The 15,780-nt window shown below is 70.3% G+C and carries 14 protein-coding genes; 7 read left to right on the forward strand and 7 right to left on the reverse strand.

The genetic code is table 11. The features are described 5' to 3' along the window. Positions 1-114: 114 nt before the first annotated feature. Positions 115-945: a DMT family transporter gene (locus AB0M27_RS17190; protein WP_365722706.1), complete on the forward strand. Its 831-nt coding sequence runs from the start codon at positions 115-117 to the stop codon at positions 943-945. Positions 946-1,092: 147 nt separating this feature from the next. Here AB0M27_RS17190 and AB0M27_RS17195 read toward each other — a convergent pair whose 3' ends face one another. Then, positions 1,093-3,513, reverse strand: a complete 2,421-nt coding sequence (locus tag AB0M27_RS17195) for a hypothetical protein (protein ID WP_365722470.1) — start codon at positions 3,511-3,513, stop codon at positions 1,093-1,095. 185 nt (positions 3,514-3,698) lie between these two features. Here AB0M27_RS17195 and AB0M27_RS17200 point away from each other — a divergent pair, with 185 nt between their 5' ends. Further along, the gene (locus tag AB0M27_RS17200; protein ID WP_365722472.1) at positions 3,699-4,226 is read left to right on the forward strand and encodes a hypothetical protein; all 528 of its coding nucleotides are present in this window, start codon (positions 3,699-3,701) and stop codon (positions 4,224-4,226) included. A 4-nt stretch (positions 4,227-4,230) separates the two neighbouring features. Here AB0M27_RS17200 and AB0M27_RS17205 read toward each other — a convergent pair whose 3' ends face one another. Beyond that, positions 4,231-5,652, reverse strand: a complete 1,422-nt coding sequence (locus tag AB0M27_RS17205) for a PLP-dependent aminotransferase family protein (RefSeq protein WP_365722474.1) — start codon at positions 5,650-5,652, stop codon at positions 4,231-4,233. Positions 5,653-5,699: 47 nt separating this feature from the next. On the opposite strand from AB0M27_RS17205, the gene AB0M27_RS17210 reads away from it, so the two are divergent. The 3 genes from AB0M27_RS17210 to AB0M27_RS17220 all read left to right on the forward strand — a co-directional run bounded on the left by AB0M27_RS17210 (position 5,700) and on the right by AB0M27_RS17220 (position 7,432). Then, positions 5,700-6,197, forward strand: coding sequence for a carboxymuconolactone decarboxylase family protein (locus AB0M27_RS17210; protein WP_365722476.1), 498 nt, complete (start codon positions 5,700-5,702; stop codon positions 6,195-6,197). Then, positions 6,194-6,637, forward strand: coding sequence for a carboxymuconolactone decarboxylase family protein (locus AB0M27_RS17215; protein ID WP_365722478.1), 444 nt, complete (start codon positions 6,194-6,196; stop codon positions 6,635-6,637). Before AB0M27_RS17210 ends, AB0M27_RS17215 begins: the two co-directional genes overlap by 4 nt. Before the next feature lie 72 nt (positions 6,638-6,709). Then, the gene (locus AB0M27_RS17220) at positions 6,710-7,432 is read left to right on the forward strand and encodes an isocitrate lyase/phosphoenolpyruvate mutase family protein (RefSeq protein ID WP_365722480.1); all 723 of its coding nucleotides are present in this window, start codon (positions 6,710-6,712) and stop codon (positions 7,430-7,432) included. 6 nt (positions 7,433-7,438) lie between these two features. Here AB0M27_RS17220 and AB0M27_RS17225 read toward each other — a convergent pair whose 3' ends face one another. The 5 genes from AB0M27_RS17225 to AB0M27_RS17245 are packed head-to-tail and all read right to left on the reverse strand — an operon-like array spanning position 7,439 to position 14,512. Beyond that, positions 7,439-8,398, reverse strand: a complete 960-nt coding sequence (locus AB0M27_RS17225; RefSeq protein ID WP_365722482.1) for an ABC transporter substrate-binding protein — start codon at positions 8,396-8,398, stop codon at positions 7,439-7,441. A gap of 1 nt (position 8,399) precedes the next feature. Continuing rightward, positions 8,400-10,325 carry an ABC transporter permease subunit gene (locus AB0M27_RS17230; RefSeq protein ID WP_365722484.1) on the reverse strand — a complete coding sequence of 642 codons (1,926 nt, stop codon included), beginning with the start codon at positions 10,323-10,325 and terminating at the stop codon, positions 8,400-8,402. Beyond that, entirely contained in the window at positions 10,325-11,425 is a 1,101-nt protein-coding gene (locus AB0M27_RS17235) for a glycine betaine/L-proline ABC transporter ATP-binding protein (protein WP_365722486.1), read from the reverse strand. Before AB0M27_RS17235 ends, AB0M27_RS17230 begins: the two co-directional genes overlap by 1 nt. Then, on the reverse strand, positions 11,422-12,954 hold the full coding sequence (locus AB0M27_RS17240; protein WP_365722488.1) for a GMC oxidoreductase: 1,533 nt from the start codon (positions 12,952-12,954) through the stop codon (positions 11,422-11,424). Before AB0M27_RS17240 ends, AB0M27_RS17235 begins: the two co-directional genes overlap by 4 nt. A gap of 37 nt (positions 12,955-12,991) precedes the next feature. Beyond that, on the reverse strand, positions 12,992-14,512 hold the full coding sequence (locus tag AB0M27_RS17245) for an aldehyde dehydrogenase family protein (protein WP_365722490.1): 1,521 nt from the start codon (positions 14,510-14,512) through the stop codon (positions 12,992-12,994). A 306-nt stretch (positions 14,513-14,818) separates the two neighbouring features. On the opposite strand from AB0M27_RS17245, the gene AB0M27_RS17250 reads away from it, so the two are divergent. Further along, entirely contained in the window at positions 14,819-14,998 is a 180-nt protein-coding gene (locus AB0M27_RS17250) for a hypothetical protein (protein WP_365722492.1), read from the forward strand. Between the two features lie 22 nt (positions 14,999-15,020). After that, positions 15,021-15,635, forward strand: a complete 615-nt coding sequence (locus tag AB0M27_RS17255) for a DUF2637 domain-containing protein (RefSeq protein ID WP_365722494.1) — start codon at positions 15,021-15,023, stop codon at positions 15,633-15,635. Positions 15,636-15,780 lie beyond the last annotated feature (145 nt).

The following is a 15,780-nucleotide window of genomic DNA, read 5'->3' on the forward strand; positions in this document are numbered from 1 at the left end:
CGTGGACGTCTCCATGTGCCTGATGCCGGCGGTCAGCCTAGAGAACGGTAAGAGCGCAGGCTACAGGGGGTGGCCGGATCGGCCGTCTCCTAGAGTCCCTTTGTGGTCTTTGGAATGGTGTGCGCCCTTGGCGCGGCGGTTTGCTTCGGCACCGCGACGGTGTTGCAGGCGGTGGCCGCGCGGGCGGCGGGCACGGACGGGGCCGGCGGCGAGGCGGCCCTGCTGCTGCGGGCGCTCAGACAGTGGCGGTATCTGGCCGGACTGGCGCTGGACGGGCTCGGTTTCCTGTTCCAGATCGCGGCGCTGCGGTCCCTGCCGATCTATGCGGTCAGCGCGGCCCTGGCGTCGAGTCTGGCGGTGACCGCGGTGGTGGCGGCGCGCCTGCTGGGGGTGAGGCTGAGCGGCACGGAGTGGAGCGCGGTGGCCGTGGTGTGTGCCGGGCTGGCGATGCTCGGGCTGTCGTCCGGTCCGGAGGGCAAGGAGAGCGGCTCCGACGCGTTGGGGTACGTGATGCTCGCCGTGGCGGTCGGGATGCTGCTGCTCGCCCTCGTGGGCGGGCGGCTGTCCGGTCCGGGGCGGGCGCTGGCGCTCGGGCTCGGGGCCGGGTTCGGGTTCGGGGTGGTGGAGGTATCGGTCCGGCTGATCGATAGCCTGGCGCCTCTGGATCTGTTGACCAACCCGGCGACCTACGCGCTGCTGATCGGGGGCGGCGCCGCGTTCATGTTGCTGACGTCGGCTCTTCAGCGGGGCTCGGTGACCAGCGCGACCGCCGGGATGGTGATCGGGGAGACGATCGGGCCCGCGGCGGTGGGGGTGGTGTGGCTGGGAGACCGTACGCGGGAGGGGCTGACCTGGCTGGCGGTCCTGGGGTTCGTGGTGGCCGTGGTGGGGGCGATGGCGCTGGCGCGGTTCGGGGAGGCGCCGGTGGTGGCCGAGGAAGGCTGAGGTCGCCTCCCTCGGGCAGGTTCCTCTCCGAAGACCGGGCCGGACATGACCTCCTGTTAGCCCTTGCGGCGAGATGGGCGAGGCCCCCACCCGGAGAAATCCTCCGGGTGGGGGCCTCGCGGGTGCCGGGCCGGTCGGCTCGGGGCCTTACCTCTCGCCGGTGGTACGGCGGCGCTTGAACCAGAGCAGGCCGGTTCCGGCCGCGAGGAGTGCGGCGGCGATCCCGGCGACGCCGAGCACCCGGGTTCCGGTGCTGGCGAGGCCGCCGCCCTTGTCGTCATCGGTGGGCGGGGAGGCGGGCGGTGTGTGTCCTCCCGCGGGGGTGGAGTATCCCGGGGCCGGGCTGCGGCCGGTTGGGGGCGTGGTGGGCTGGTGGGTGGGCGTGCTGGTGTGCGTGGGGGCCGGGGTCGGGTTGTCCCCGCCGCCGGTGCCGGTGGACTCGGTGCCGCCGCCGAGGAGGGCCAGCTTCGGGTTGTCGGCGCTTTCCGCCTGGGCCTGAGTGGCGATCTCGGTCGTCTTCTTCAGGTGCGGATGCTCGACCTGGAACTCGACGCGGGTGACGTTGCGGCGGGGGGCCTTGCCGAAGTCGACGCCGCCCATGACACACATCTTCTGCTGGCCGCCGAACTGGCAGGGGTAGGAGTAGTCGCCCTTGGTGAAGGAGACCATGTACTCGTCCCAGGTCTTCTTCGGCGTCCACTTGGCGTTGGGTGCGCGCAGCGGCCACCGGGTGACGTTGCCGCTGTTGATGACGGAGTGGTAGTCGGTGGCCTTCTGCGCGTCCTGCTGACGGACGTACTCGGCGGCGACGCGGGCGCTGTAGACGCGGCGCAGGTCGGCGTACTGGGTGGCGGTGTTCACCTTCTCCTCGACGCCGGGGATGATGTACTGCTTGAGCAGGTTGTTCGCAGTGGTCTGCTGGGCCTTGGTCAGGGTGCACGTGCCGTTGGGGTCGGGGGTCTTGCGCTCGATGTGGGCGACGTTGACCTTCAGCGGCGTGTCGAGGATGTAGAGGCCGTCGTCGTCGGCGCGGACCTTGGCGGTCTTGGGCGTGATCCACAGGCGGATGGTGTCGCCGCAGTCGAGCCCGGCGGCCTGCATGGCGTCCCAGTACTTCTTGCCCGGGTCCTTGCGAGGGTCGACGTCCTTGGCGTAGTCGTGCTTCATCTGGAGGTCGGCCTCCAGCAGGACGCGACCGGCGTCGGTCTTGCCGAACGTCCTGTCCATGATCGTGTCGGGCTGGTCCGGGTTGAGGTTGACCCAGAACTTGTCCGGGGTGAGTGCGAGCCAGGTGAAGAAGGAGTCGGAGATCAGCTGGGCCTTGGCCTTGCCTCCCCAGCCGTAGTCCTTGCTCTCGTCCTGGATCCTGTTCGCGGAGAAGGCGTAGGGCAGGCCCTTGCCCTTGACGGGCTTGCCGACGTAAGAGAGGTCGAGGGTGGAGAAGTCCACTCCGCCCGGCCCGCGCACGCCGAAGTTGGAAGCTCCGTTCTTCCCGATGCGCTGGAGCTGCTTCTCCATGTCGAGCGGGGTGGCCGGCGACCGGCCGATGGTGCGGGAGGCTCCGCCGGCGGCCCGGTTGTCGCCGTTCGCGGCGAAGTTCGGGTCCGGAAGCGTCGAGCCCGACACGTTCTTGTAGCTGACGGACTTGTACCTGGGGATGTCGGTGGACAGGTGCTCGTACGCCCGCACGCGGGACTGGCCGCTCGCGTCCTTGTAGGCGTCGGCCATGCGGCCGAGGTACTTGGTGGTGGCGGAGTCCTTGGACTGGCCGTTGACGTAGGCGATCTTCCCGTTGTTGAAGCGGGGGTCCTCCAGGAACTTCTGGTTCGCGAAGTCCTGCCCGGTGTCACGTCCCGGGCCCGCCTTGAACTCCAGGAACTGGCCCGTCTTGTAGTTGACGGCATCGAACTTGCGGACCAGCGGCTTCATCCGGCCGGTCTTGGGGTCCTTGACCATGACGGTCTTGCCGTCCTTGTCCTTGATCTCGATCTCTTCCTGGCACAGCCAGTCCTCGCCGACCAGGCCGAGATCGTTGATCACCTTCGTCTCGAACGCGGCGCCGCGCTTGTTGTTGTTGTGCGGCAGGATGTAGCCGTCCGAGAGCCACTTCGAGAACGTCGAGTACTTCGGCGTCTTGCCCTGATTGTCGGCGAGGTACTTCTTGTAGCGGGCGAAGGCACGCTCCTCGCTGTTCTCCGGGTACTTCGTGTAGGGCTTGTCGAACTTGTCGAGGAACGCGTCGCGTTGCTTGATCTGCTCCTCGGTCGGGTTCTCCGCATCCCCTGGCAGCGTCAGGCCGTCGAAGGTCTGCCGCGGGGCGTCGAAGGGGTAGGAGTCCCAGTCGCCCGGGGCGCGGACGTGGATGTCGCGGTCCCACGGCAGGTTGTTCGTGCCCGGCTTCGTCGCGGTGACATCGGGCAGGCTGTCGCAGCGCTTGCCCTTGGCCGCGTACGCGGCATCGCCTGGCAGGCCGGGCAGTCCGGTCAGGGTCAGAACACCGGCCGCGGTTAAGGCCAGTACGGCGCGCGCCCACACCCGCCGATGGGGCGCAAGTATCTGTTGAGTCACGAGACTTCTCCACTGGGAGCCCACGCGATGTGGGTTCTCGTACGGCGCCAGGGGCCCCCGTTGCATGTGTGGCGCCGCAGGAGCGCTCACCCTACGCACCGGGCCGGTTGACACGCCCCCGTCAACTCGCCCCGCACACAGGATCACCACAACTTGCCGCACCCGCCGGTCGTAGAGTGCCGGGCATGCGCCCCATCGACGCCCCTTCCTACCGGAACAACCCACATCTGAACGCCTGGCTGGACACCGCCCGCGCCGATTTCATGGCCCTAGCCGAACGGACCGGCGGCCGGTGGGACGTCTCCCCAGCCTCCCTCCCCCGCCTCGAACGCCTCGTCCTGGACCGCTACGCCACCTGGGAGGAGCAGTACGACGACCGGCGAGGCCCGTTCCTGCGGGCGGTTGCCTGGTATCTGGGCGAAGTCCTCGTACGGCAGCACGACGCGGTCTGGGTGTGGCCGCCCGACACTCCCTGCCCCAGCCGGGAACGGTCGTGCCCGTCCCTGACCTACCCGTACGACCGGCTCACCGAGCAGGAGACCGAAGCCGTCGCCGCGTCGGAAGAGGAGGGCGAGTCCCTTCTCCCGACCGTCGATCCGCACCAGATCATCGGCGCCCTCTACCGGGCGGAGAACTCCCATCTGAGCGTCGCCCTGGAGCACTTCGAGGGATGGCGCGACGACCTCGGTCCCTGGCTTCCCTCGGACACCTGACCTGCTACGGCAAGACCCGGCACAACGCCTCCAGCGCCCCCGCCCACGCACTGTCCGGCGGTGTCGCGTACCCCACGACCAGCGCGTCCAACGGCTCGGCGACAGCCTCCGGATGGCGGTGGAAGGCGAGGCCGTGCAGGGCCAGGCCCTGCCAGGTCGCGGCCTCGATCACGGACTGTTCCATGCCTGCCGGCAAGCGCAGCACCGCGTGCAGGCCGGCGGCGACGCCGGTGACCGTCACCTCGGGGGCGCGGGCGGAGACGGCGGCGGCGAGGGCGTCACGACGGCGCCGGTAGCGCAGGCGGGAGGAGCGGATGTGGCGGTCGTACGCGCCGGACGTGATGAACTCGGCGAGGGTGAGCTGTTCGAGCACCCCCACGGTGTCGGTGCCGCCCTTGGCCGAGACCGCCTCCTCCGCCAGGGACGGTGGCAGCACCATCCAGCCCAGTCGCAGTCCGGGGGCGAGGGCCTTGCTGGCGGTGCCGAAGTAGATCACGCGGTCGGGGTCGAGGCCCTGGAGGGCGCCGACGGGCTGGCGGTCGTAGCGGAACTCGCCGTCGTAGTCGTCCTCCAGGATCAGGCCGCCGGTGCGCCGCGCCCAGTCGATCACGGCGGCCCGCCGGTCGGGGTGCAGGGGCGTGCCCATGGGGAACTGGTGGGCCGGGGTCAGCAGGACCGCGCCCTCTCCGCTCAACGCCCTTGTGTCGGTGCCTAGTTCGTCGTACGGAAGGGCCGGTGTGGCCAGTGCGGACCGCTGGAGCAGGCCCCGGTACACGTCGAGGCCGTACGACTCGACCGCCACCGTCCGCACCCCGCGTGCCCGCAGCAGGGTGCCGGTGAGGCGCAGCGCGTGGGCGAAACCGGAGGTGATCAGCACCCGCTCCGGGTGGGTGCGGACACCGCGTACCCGGGCGAGATAGCCGGCCAGGGCGGTGCGCAGTTCGGCGTGGCCTCGCGGGTCGCCGTAGCCGAGGGCGTGGTACGGGGCGGTGGTGAGGGCGCGGCGGGCGGCCTTGAGCCATGCGGCGCGAGGGAAGGCGGCGAGGTCGGGGATGCCGGGGACGAGGCTGTACGCCGGACGGGCCGGCTCCCCGCGGCGCGGGGCCACCGTCCTGCCGGGCATCCCCGTCGGGGTCGTACCGGACGGCGGGACGGCCGCGGCCCCTTCCGCCACCCGGGTGCCCGAGCCCTGCCGGGCGGTGAGCCAGCCCTCCGCCACCAGGTCCGCGTAGGCCTCGGCGACGGTGTTGCGGGCGATGCCGAGGTCGGCGGCGAGGGAGCGGGAGGAGGGCAGCCGGGTGCCGGGGCCGAGGCGGCCGGTGCGGACGGCCTCGCGCAGGGCGTCGGTCAGGCCCCGGCGCAGCCCGCCGGAGCCGGCCGGTTCGAGGTGCAGATCGACGCCCAGAGTGGCCCAGGATTCCTCCATGGAAATGGACCATACTCCTGGGCTGCCTGACTTCTAGGGTCGAGGACATGAGCACTGAGGAAACCGTTGAGTACGTCCCCGAACACGCACCCCGGATGCATTGGGCCCAGCTGGCGCCCGACGTCTACAAGGCCATGATCCGGCTCGACGCGGCGGCCAGGCAGGGCCTGGACCCCACGCTGTATGAGCTGGTGAAGATCCGCGCCTCGCAGATCAACCACTGCGCCCTGTGCCTGGACATGCACACCAAGGACGCGCTGGCGGCCGGCGAGAGCGTCCAGCGGATCGTGCAGCTCAGCGCGTGGGAGGAGTCGAAACACTTCTACACCGCGAAGGAACTGGCGGCGATCGAGCTGACCGAGGCGATCACCGTGCTGACCGAGGGCTTCGTGCCGGACGACGTGTACGAGAAGGCGGCCAAGCACTTCGAGGAGGCCGAGCTGGCCCAGCTGATCGCCGCGATCACGGTGATCAACGCGTGGAACCGGTTCGGTGTCACCACCCGCGCGGTGCCCGGCCACTACCAGCCGGGGCAGCACAAGTGAGCCGTACCCAGCTGCTGGACCCCAACGTCGGCCGGGCGATGTCCGCGCTCGGCGCGGCCGCGAAGCAGGGGCTCGGTGATCCGGTCCTCGCCGAGCTGGTGATGATCCGCGCCTCGCAGATCAACCACTGCGCGTTCTGCATCGACATGCACCTCCGGGCAGCCCGGAAGAACGGCGAGTCGGAGGACCGGATCCAGCTCCTGAACGCCTGGGAGGAGACCGAGGACCTCTACAGCGAGCGGGAGCGGGCCGCGCTCGCGCTGACCGAGGCGGTCACCGTGCTGACCGAGGGTTTTGTGCCGGCCGAGGTGTACGAGACGGCCGCCAAGCACTTCGCCGAGGCCGAACTCGCCCATCTCATCGGCCTGGTCACCGTCATCAACGGCTGGAACCGGCTGATGGTCGGTCGCCGTGTCCCTCCCGGGGGTTATCAGCCGTAGAACTGGACCGGAGGTCATCAGCCGTGAACAAGACGGGGGACCGGTCGTGAAAAAAACGGGAGGCTACCGGTCGTGAGCAAGGTGGACGTGTTCCGCACGCTGCATCTGCGGCGTGCCCAGGGTGATCCGCTGGTCCTGCCCGGCCCCTGGGACGCGGCCAGTGCGCGGGCCTTGGTGGAGGCCGGGTTCCCGGCGCTGGCCACGCCGAGCGCCGGGGTGGCCGCCGCGCTCGGGTACGCGGACGGGGCCACTCCGGCCGACGAGATGTTCGCCGCGGTCGCCCGGATCGCGCGGGCGGTGGACGTGCCGGTGTCGGCGGACATCGAGAGCGGGTACGGGCTCGCGCCCAAGGAGATCGTGGAGCGGCTGCTGGAAGCCGGTGCCGTCGGCTGCAACCTCGAGGACTCGCAAAACGGTGTCCTGAAGGACCGGCACGAGCACGCCGAGTTCCTCGCCGAGGTCCGCTCGGCCGCCGCCGACCGGCTGTTCGTCAACGCCCGCGTCGACACCTTCGTGCACGGCGACAAGGACCCCGACCGGGCCATCGAGCGGGCCGCGTTGTACGTCGCGGCGGGCGCGGACTGCATCTATCCGATCCTCGCCCCCGCAGGCGTACTGCCCCTGCTGCGGGCCGGGATCCAGGGCCCGCTGAACGCGCTGGCCCGGCTGGACGGCGAGGGCCCCACGCCCGCCGCACTCGGCGAACTCGGGGCCAACCGCGTCACGTTCGGATCGGGACTGCAGCGGCGGGCCATCGCGGCGGTCCGGGACATCGCCGTCACCCTCAAGGGCTGAAGGGGTTCAGGACAGCCACCTTTTCCACACGTCGGGATGGCTGTCCACCCACTTCTTGGCCGCGTCCTGGGGCGACAGCTTCTGGTCGGCGATCATCAGGGAGACCTCGTTCTGGTCCTCGGTCGTCCACCGGAACTTCTTCAGGAAGGCCGCCGCCTCTCCGCCCGACTTGGCGAAACCGGCGTTGAGGTACTTCTGCAGCGGGGTGTGCGGGTAGGCGCAGGCGACCTTCGTCGTGTCCGCGTCGCAGCCGTCCTTGTACGGCGGCAGCTTCACCTCCGTCATGGGGACCTTCTTGAACAGCCACTGGGGGGCGTACCAGTAGGTCAGGAAGGGCTTCTTCGCCTTGGCGAACTGTTTCATCTGGGTGATCTGGGCGGCCTCGGAGCCGGCGAAGACGACCTGGTAGTCCAGCTTCAGGTTGTTCACCAGGGCTTTGTCGTTGGTGACGTACGACGGGGAGCCGTCCATCAGCTGGCCCTTGCCGCCGCTCTCCGCGGTGCGGAAGAGGGAGGCGTACTTGTTGAGGTTCTTCCAGTCGGTGATGTCGGGGTGCTGCTTGGCCAGGTACGTCGGCACGAACCAGCCGATGTGACCGGTCACCCCGAGGCCGCCGCCCCGCGCGATCGTCTTCTTGTCCTCGACGTACCGCTTCTCCTGGTCCGGGTGGCCCCAGTCCTCCAGGATGGCGTCGACCCTGCCCTGGCTGAGCGCGTCCCAGGCGGGCACCTCGTCGACCTGGACGGTGTCGACGCGGTAGCCCAGCTTGTGCTCCAGGAGGTACTGGGCGACGGCGACGTTGGACTGCGCGCCCACCCAGGACTGCACGGACAGGGTGACGGTCTTCGAACCCCGGGCGTTCGCGAACGGGCTGGCCTGCTTGGTCATGTCGGCGGCGCCGCAGCCGGTGAGCAGTGCGAGCGCGGACGCCCCGGCGGTCACCGTGAGGGTCGTACGGAGTCGCATGTCACGCTCCCTTCTTCGTGCGTCGCTCGGTCGGCTGGGTCACCCGGTCGAGCATCAGGCCCAGGCAGACGATCGCGGCACCGGCCACCAGGCCGGTCGCCAGGTCGCCCTGGGCGAGGCCGAAGGCGACGTTGTAGCCGAGGGCGCCACCGCCGACCAGGCCGCCGATGATGACGACGGCGAGGACCAGGACCACGCCCTGGTTGACGGCGAGCAGCAGCGACCGCTTGGCGAGCGGGAGCTGGACCTGCCACAGCTGCTGCCGGCCGGTCGCGCCGAGCGAGCGCGCGGACTCCAGCGCGGCCGGATCGACCTGGCGCAGGCCCTGCGCGGTGATCCGGACGACGGCGGGCAGCGCGTAGACGACGGCCGCGGCGACGGCGGGGGCGCGGCCGACGCCGAACAGGGCGACGACCGGGATCAGGTACACGAACTGGGGCATGGTCTGGAACACGTCCAGGAGCGGGCGCAGGGCGCGTTCGACGCGGTCGCTGCGGGCGGCGGCGATGCCGGTGGCGAACCCGAGGACCAGGGTGACGGCGACGGCCGCGAGCACCTGGGAGAGCGTGTCGAGGGCCGGCTGCCAGACCCCGAGGACGCCGATCGCGGCCATGGCGAGGACGGCGGTCAGGGCAGTGCGCCAGGTGCCGATCGACCAGGCCAGGGCGGCGACGATCAGCAGCACCGACCACCAGGGCAGCCACTGCAGTCCGCCGCGTACGGGGTCCAGGATCCAGGTGGTGAAGTGGCCCGCCCAGTCGGCCGTACCGCCGATGACCGGGATGCCGGAGTAGAGGTGGTTGGTCATCCAGTCGACGGCGCGGTTGACCGGTTCGGCGATGTTCAGGGTCCAGCCGGCGGGCCAGTCGAGGCGGCCGAGGAGCCGGGCGGCCAGGGCGACGGCCACGGTGCCGGCGAGGGCGTAGACCCAGCCGATGGTCTTCGGGCGCGTGGTGCCGGCGCCTGCCGCCGCGGTCACGCGGTCCAGGACGATCGCCAGCAGCACGATCGGGATACCGGCGGCGAGGGCCTGGCCGACGTCGACGGATCCGAGCGCTTGGTAGACGCGGTCACCGAGGCCGCCGGCGCCGATGACCGAGGCGATGACGGCCATGGACAGCGCCATCATGATCGTCTGGTTGAGGCCGAGGAGGAGTTCGCCCCGGGCCAGCGGGATCCGGGCGGTCAGCAGCCGCTGGCGGCGGGTCGCGCCGAGCGACTCCACGGCCTCCAGGACTTCGGGGTCGGCGCCGTGCAGGCCGAGCGCGGTGAGGCGGGCCATCGGCGGGGCCGCGTACACGACGGTGGCGAGCACGGCCGCGGGGACGCCGATGCCGAAGACCAGGACGACGGGGAGGAGGTAGGCGAAGGCCGGGAGCACCTGCATGGTGTCCAGGACCGGGCGCAGGGCGCGGTCCAGGCGGTCGGACAGGCCGGCGGCGAGGCCGAGGAGCGCGCCGACGACCACGGAGGCGAGGACGGCTACGACCATGAGTGCGAGGGTCTGCATGGTCGGCACCCACATGCCGAGGGCGCCGCAGCCGAGGAAGGCGAGTGCCGTGCCGGCGGCCAGGCGGGGGCCGGCGACGCGCCAGGCGATCAGCGCGCCGAACGCGGTGACGCCGGTCCAGCCCGCGGCGAGCAGGGTGAGGTAGACGGCGCGTACGGAGAGGACGACCGCGTTGCTGATGTAGCCGAAGAAGTAGAGGAACAGGGGGTGGCTGTCCCGGTTGTCCACCACCCAGTTGCTGGCGCTGGTGAGGGGTTTGTCCAGGCCGACGGTCAGGTGGTGAGGCCATGATCCGCCGTGGAGCAGGGGCAGGAGTACGGCGGTGACGAGCGCGAGCACGAGGAGTTTGCCCGCGGTACGGCTCTTCAGGAGGCGGGGTTCGGCGGTACTGAAGGTCGGGAGACTGAGCGTTGCCATCAGACGGCCTCCGGGCTGGTGCGGGGACCGGGTATGCACACGTCCATGCCGGCTACGACGTCCAGCAGCAGCTCGTGGTCCACGGTCCCGATGCAGGTGCCGTTCTCCAGCACGCACGCCGGTGTGCCGAGCTCGGCCACGGTCCTGATCGCGTCCGCCACCACTGCGTCCGGGGTGAGGGCGCCCGGGTGCTCCGGGCCGCCGCAGGCACCCGGCTTCATGGCCGTACGCACCGTCATCACCTGCTCGCGCGGCACATCGCGGACGAACTCGCGGACGTAGTCGTCGGCCGGGGAGCCCACGATCTGCTCCGGGGTGCCCAGTTGGACGACCTTGCCGTCACGCATCAGGGCGATGCGGTCGCCCAGCTTGAGGGCCTCGGACAGGTCGTGGGTGATGAAGACCATCGTGCGGCCCTCCTCGCGGTGCAGGCGGGCCACCTCGTCCTGCATGTCGCGGCGGATGAGCGGGTCGAGGGCGCTGAACGGCTCGTCGAACAGCAGCACCTCGGGGTCGACCGCCAGTGCCCGTGCGAGACCCACGCGCTGGCGCTGGCCGCCGGAGAGCTGGGCGGGGCGGCGGTGTTCCATGCCTTCGAGGCCGACCTTGGCGACGACCTCGGCGGCCCGTTCGCGCCGCTCGGCCTTGCCGACGCCCTGGATCTCCAGGCCGTACGCCACGTTGTCCAGGACCGTGCGGTGCGGGAGCAGGCCGAAGTGCTGGAAGACCATGGCGGCCCGGTGCCGGCGCAGTTCGCGCAGGCGGGTCCTGTCCATCGCGCGGACGTCCTCGCCGTCGATGGAGATCGTGCCCGCCGTCGGTTCGATCAGGCGGGTCAGGCAGCGGACGAGCGTGGACTTGCCGGAGCCCGACAGGCCCATGACCACGAAGACCTCGCCCTTGCGGACGTCGAAGGAGACGTCGCGGACGGCCGCCGTACAGCCCGTGCGGGCGCGCAGGTCGGCGGGGTCGAGGGCGCCGAGTTCGGGGTCGCCGGGGATCCGCTGCGGCTTGGGGCCGAAGACCTTCCACAGGCCGGAGACGGAGAAGACGGGGGTATCGGCGGTGGGCGGCTTGCGGGTGGGGACGGTGGGGGTCATCGGGCGTCACCTCCGATCAGGTCGACGGCCCTCTCCCCGACCATGAGCACCCCAATCATCGGGTTCACGGCGGTCATGGTGGGGAAGACGGACGCGTCGGCGATGCGGATGCCGTCGAGGCCGCGGATCCTCAGCTCCGGGTCCACTACGGCGAGTTCGTCGTCGGCGGCGCCCATCTTGCAGGTGCCGGCCGGGTGGTAGACGGTGTGCGCGACCTTGCGGGCGTACTCGCCGAGTTCGGCGTCGTCCTGGATCTCGGGGCCGGGGCACACCTCACGCTTGAGCCAGCTCGCGAGCGGCTCGGTCCTGGCGATCTCACGGGCGACGCGGATGCCGTCGACGAGGGTCCGGCCGTCGTAGTCGTCCTCGTCGGTGAAGTAGCGGAAGTCGAGGGCGGGCTTGACGGACGGGTCGGCGCTGGTGAGGTAGAGGCGGCCGCGGCTCTTCGGCTTGGGGATGTTCGGGGTCATCGAGACGCCGTACGAGGGGCGCTCGTAGCCGAGCCGCTCCGGGTTGTCCGTGAACGGGATCTGGTAGAAGTGGAACATCAGGTCCGGGCCCGCGTGTTCGGGGTCGCGGCGCACGAACAGGCCCGCGTCGGAGTCCATCGCGGAGTTCTCCGGGATCGGGCCGTGGGTCTCCCAGACGATGACCGACTCGGGGTGGTCCAGCAGGTTCTCGCCGACGCCCGGCAGGTCGTGGACGACGGGGATGCCCAGCTCTTCCAGGTCCTTGCGGGGGCCGATGCCCGAGTGCAGCAGCAGGCGGGGCGAGTCCACGGCGCCGGCGCAAAGAATCACCTCGTTGCGGGCGCGGATCAGCAGCTCATCACCGTCTTCGGTGCGCACGTGCACGCCCTCGGCCCGGCCCCCGGTGAGCTCCAGCTCGTACGCCCAGGTCTCCAGCAGAATCGTCAGGTTCGGGCGCTCGTCCATCACCGGGTGCAGGTACGCCACCGACGCCGAGGAACGCTTGTTGTCCTCCGGGTGGTAGGCGAGGTCGAAGAAACCGACGCCCTCGGTGAACGGCTTCTTGTTGAAGCCCTCGACGCGGGGAACGCCGAGCGCGGCCTGGGCGGCGTCGACGAAGTCGCGGGCGATGGCGTTCCGGTCCTTCTCGTCGACGGAGACGATGTTGTTCTTCAGGCGGGCGCAGTAGGCCTCCATGGGGACGGCGCCCCAACCCTTGGCGCCGGCCTCCTCCCACTCGTCCCAGTCGGACGGCAGCGGCTTGAAGGAGATGAGGGTGTTGTGGGAGGAGCAGCCGCCGAGGACGCGCGCGCGGCTGTGCCGGATGTGGGAGTTGCCGCGGGGCTGCTCCACCGTCGGGTAGTCGTAGTCGAGGTCGCCGCCGAGCAGGCCCATCCAGCGGCGCAGCGTGAGGACGTCGTCGCGGCCGACGTCGCTCGGGCCGCCCTCGATGACGGCGACGGTGACGTCCGGGTTCTCGGTGAGGCGGGAGGCGATGACGGAGCCCGCCGTGCCGCCGCCGATGACGACGTAGTCGTAGACGTGGGGGGTGGGGGACATGGGGGTACTACTCCAGGGGGTGCGGAAAAAGAGGGACTCAGCCTGCGAACCAGCGCACCGGCCTCGGCGCGAGGTTCTGGTAGACGTGCTTGGTCTCCCGGTACTCGGCGAGTCCGGCGGGCCCCAGCTCGCGGCCGGTGCCGCTCTTGCCGAAGCCACCCCACTCCGCCTGTGGCAGGTAGGGGTGGAAGTCGTTGATCCAGACGGTGCCGTGGCGCAGCCGGCCGGCGACGCGGCGGGCCCGGCCCGCGTCGGTGGTCCAAACGGCGCCGGCGAGGCCGTACTCGGTGTCGTTGGCGAGGAAGACGGCCTCCTCCTCGGTGCGGAAGGTCTCGACGGTGAGGACCGGGCCGAAGACCTCCTCGCGGACGACCCGCATCTCGCGGTGGCAGGCGTCGAGGACGGTCGGCTCGTAGAAGTAGCCGGCCTCGGGGCGCTGCGGTGACGGCTTCGGCCGCTTGCCCCCGCAGCGCAGTACGGCGCCCTCGGCGAGCGCGGAGGCGACGTACGCCTCGACCTTGGCGCGCTGCTGCTCGGAGACGAGCGGGCCGCACTCGACGCCGTTCTCGGTGCCGCGGCCGAGTCTGATCTTCTGTGCGCGCCGGGCGAGTTCACCGACGAAGCGGTCCCTGATGGATTCCTCGACGATGAGCCGGGCGCCGGCCGAGCAGACCTGGCCGCTGTGGATGAAGGCGGCGTTGAGGGCCTGGTCGACGGCGGTGTCGAAGCCTTCCTCGGTGGCGCAGGCGTCGGCGAAGACGACGTTGGGGTTCTTGCCGCCGAGTTCGAGGGCGACCTTCTTCACGGTCGGGGCGGCGGCCTGGGCCACCTTGGTGCCGCTGACCAGGCCACCGGTGAAGGAGACCAGGTCGACGTCTGGGTGCTCGGCGAGCCGGGCGCCGACGGTGTGGCCGGGGCCGGTGACGATGTTGGCCACCCCGGCGGGCAGACCGGCCTCCGCCAGCAGCTCGATCAGCGCGACGGTGGTCATCGGGGTGATCTCGCTGGGTTTGATCACGAAGGTGTTGCCGGCGGCGAGCGCCGGGGCGATCTTCCAACTGGCCTGGAGGAGCGGGTAGTTCCAGGGGGTGATCAGCGCACAGACGCCGACCGGCTCGTGCACGACGACGCTGTGGATGTCGCGGGAACCCGCGTCCACGACCCGGCCCGGCGCCTCGGAGGCCACCAGGTCGGCGAAGTAGCGGAAGGCGTCGGCGACACAGTCGATGTCGATCCGGCCCTCCTCGACGGTCTTGCCCGCGTCCCGGCTCTCCAGCAGGCCGAGTGCCTCGCGGCCCTGCACGAGGAGGCCGGCGACGCGGCGCAGCAGGGCGGCGCGTTCGGCGACCGGGGTCTGCGGCCAGGGTCCGTGGTCGAAGGCCTGCCGGGCCGCGGCCACCGCGCGCTCGGCGTCCTTCTCGTCGCCCTCCGCGACCACGTCGAACGGCCGGGCGTCCGCGGGGTCGAGGACCTCGCGCGTCGCGCCGGAGATCGCTTCCAGCCACTCGCCTCCCGCGTGGATGGTCGCCTGGGCCTGTCGTGCCGTTCTGTCCGCCATGATCGGTGTTGCCTTCCGTTCCTGATCCGTGCCCCTGTGTCACACGCATGTCACGCTCGGGGACCGTCGCCGCCTGCCCAGGACTCACACATCGCATGCGCAATCAATGGCCGAAAGTGCGCGGCATCACACCGGAACCACCACAAGGCGAGCAGAGATCATTTAATTCCAGAATTCACGGAATGTAATTTCCTGCGTATTCACAACTCCTTCAAGCGTGCGTCAACACGCACTTAAAAGACCCCCCTTCAGGTCATGCGTATTCGCCCGAATGCCCCAAAGCCCGCCTCCGGTGACCCTCGTTAGGTGACCGTGACGCGATTGGACTGGCACACAGCAGAGGATCATCCGACGACCGCGCTCCGCTGGAGCGGTGATGTGGACCTCACGTCATGCTCGGACCTGCTTGATGATTTCCTGAAGAGAATCAACACCATGGAAAATGAATATCGGCGGACGATGGCAGATTTGTACCGGGCTTCCTGAGGCGAGGTAAGGAGGTAAATCGATGGACACCTGGAGCGTCCCGGAACCGGACATCGCGTCGAACGACTGGGACCCGGTCGAAGAACTGGCCCAGATACTGTCCGCGCCGACCAGCGTGAGCCCGGTCACCACCCCGCTGGACATTCCGTCCCCGCGCAGGAGCAGCCGCCGACGGCTCCGTCAGGAGTCCCATCTGCTCGACGGCGGCCGACGCGTCACCCACATCACGCTGCTGATCGCGACGGTCTCGCTGTGCGCGGTGTGCATGCTGGGCTGGTCCGTCTGCTATTCCTACGGGCAGCTGCGCGGGATCGCCTCGTCGGTGCTGCCGACGAGATTGGCGCAGTGCTGGCCGCTGATGGTGTACGGGCCATGGTTCGTGGCCGCCCTCTCCGTCGTACGGGCCACCGCTCAGCGCCGGAGTGCGCGGCGCTCCTGGTGCGTGGTGCTGGCCGCATCCGCGATGGCCGTGGCGCTGTGCGTCAGCCACTCGTCCCACGCGCTGCTGTCGTTAGTGATCTTCGGGATCCCGCCGGTCACCGCTCTGGTGTGCTTCTGGGAGCTCGTCGGCCAGATCTCGACCAGGAGCCGCCCCCGGCACGCCGACCACAACGATCCGCCGAACTCCGCACCATGAAGCCGGCTCGCGGTGCCATGAACGCACATCGGCGGTGCCATGGACGCGGCAGAGGTCTCTGACTCCGGTCAAAGAATGGAAACCTTTGACCGGAGTCAAAGAACCCGGGTCCCGGCCGAGGACGTGGCCGCCTTCCGCCGCTTCA

Source organism: Streptomyces sp. NPDC052107, from assembly GCF_040680215.1.
GTDB lineage: Bacteria > Actinomycetota > Actinomycetes > Streptomycetales > Streptomycetaceae > Streptomyces.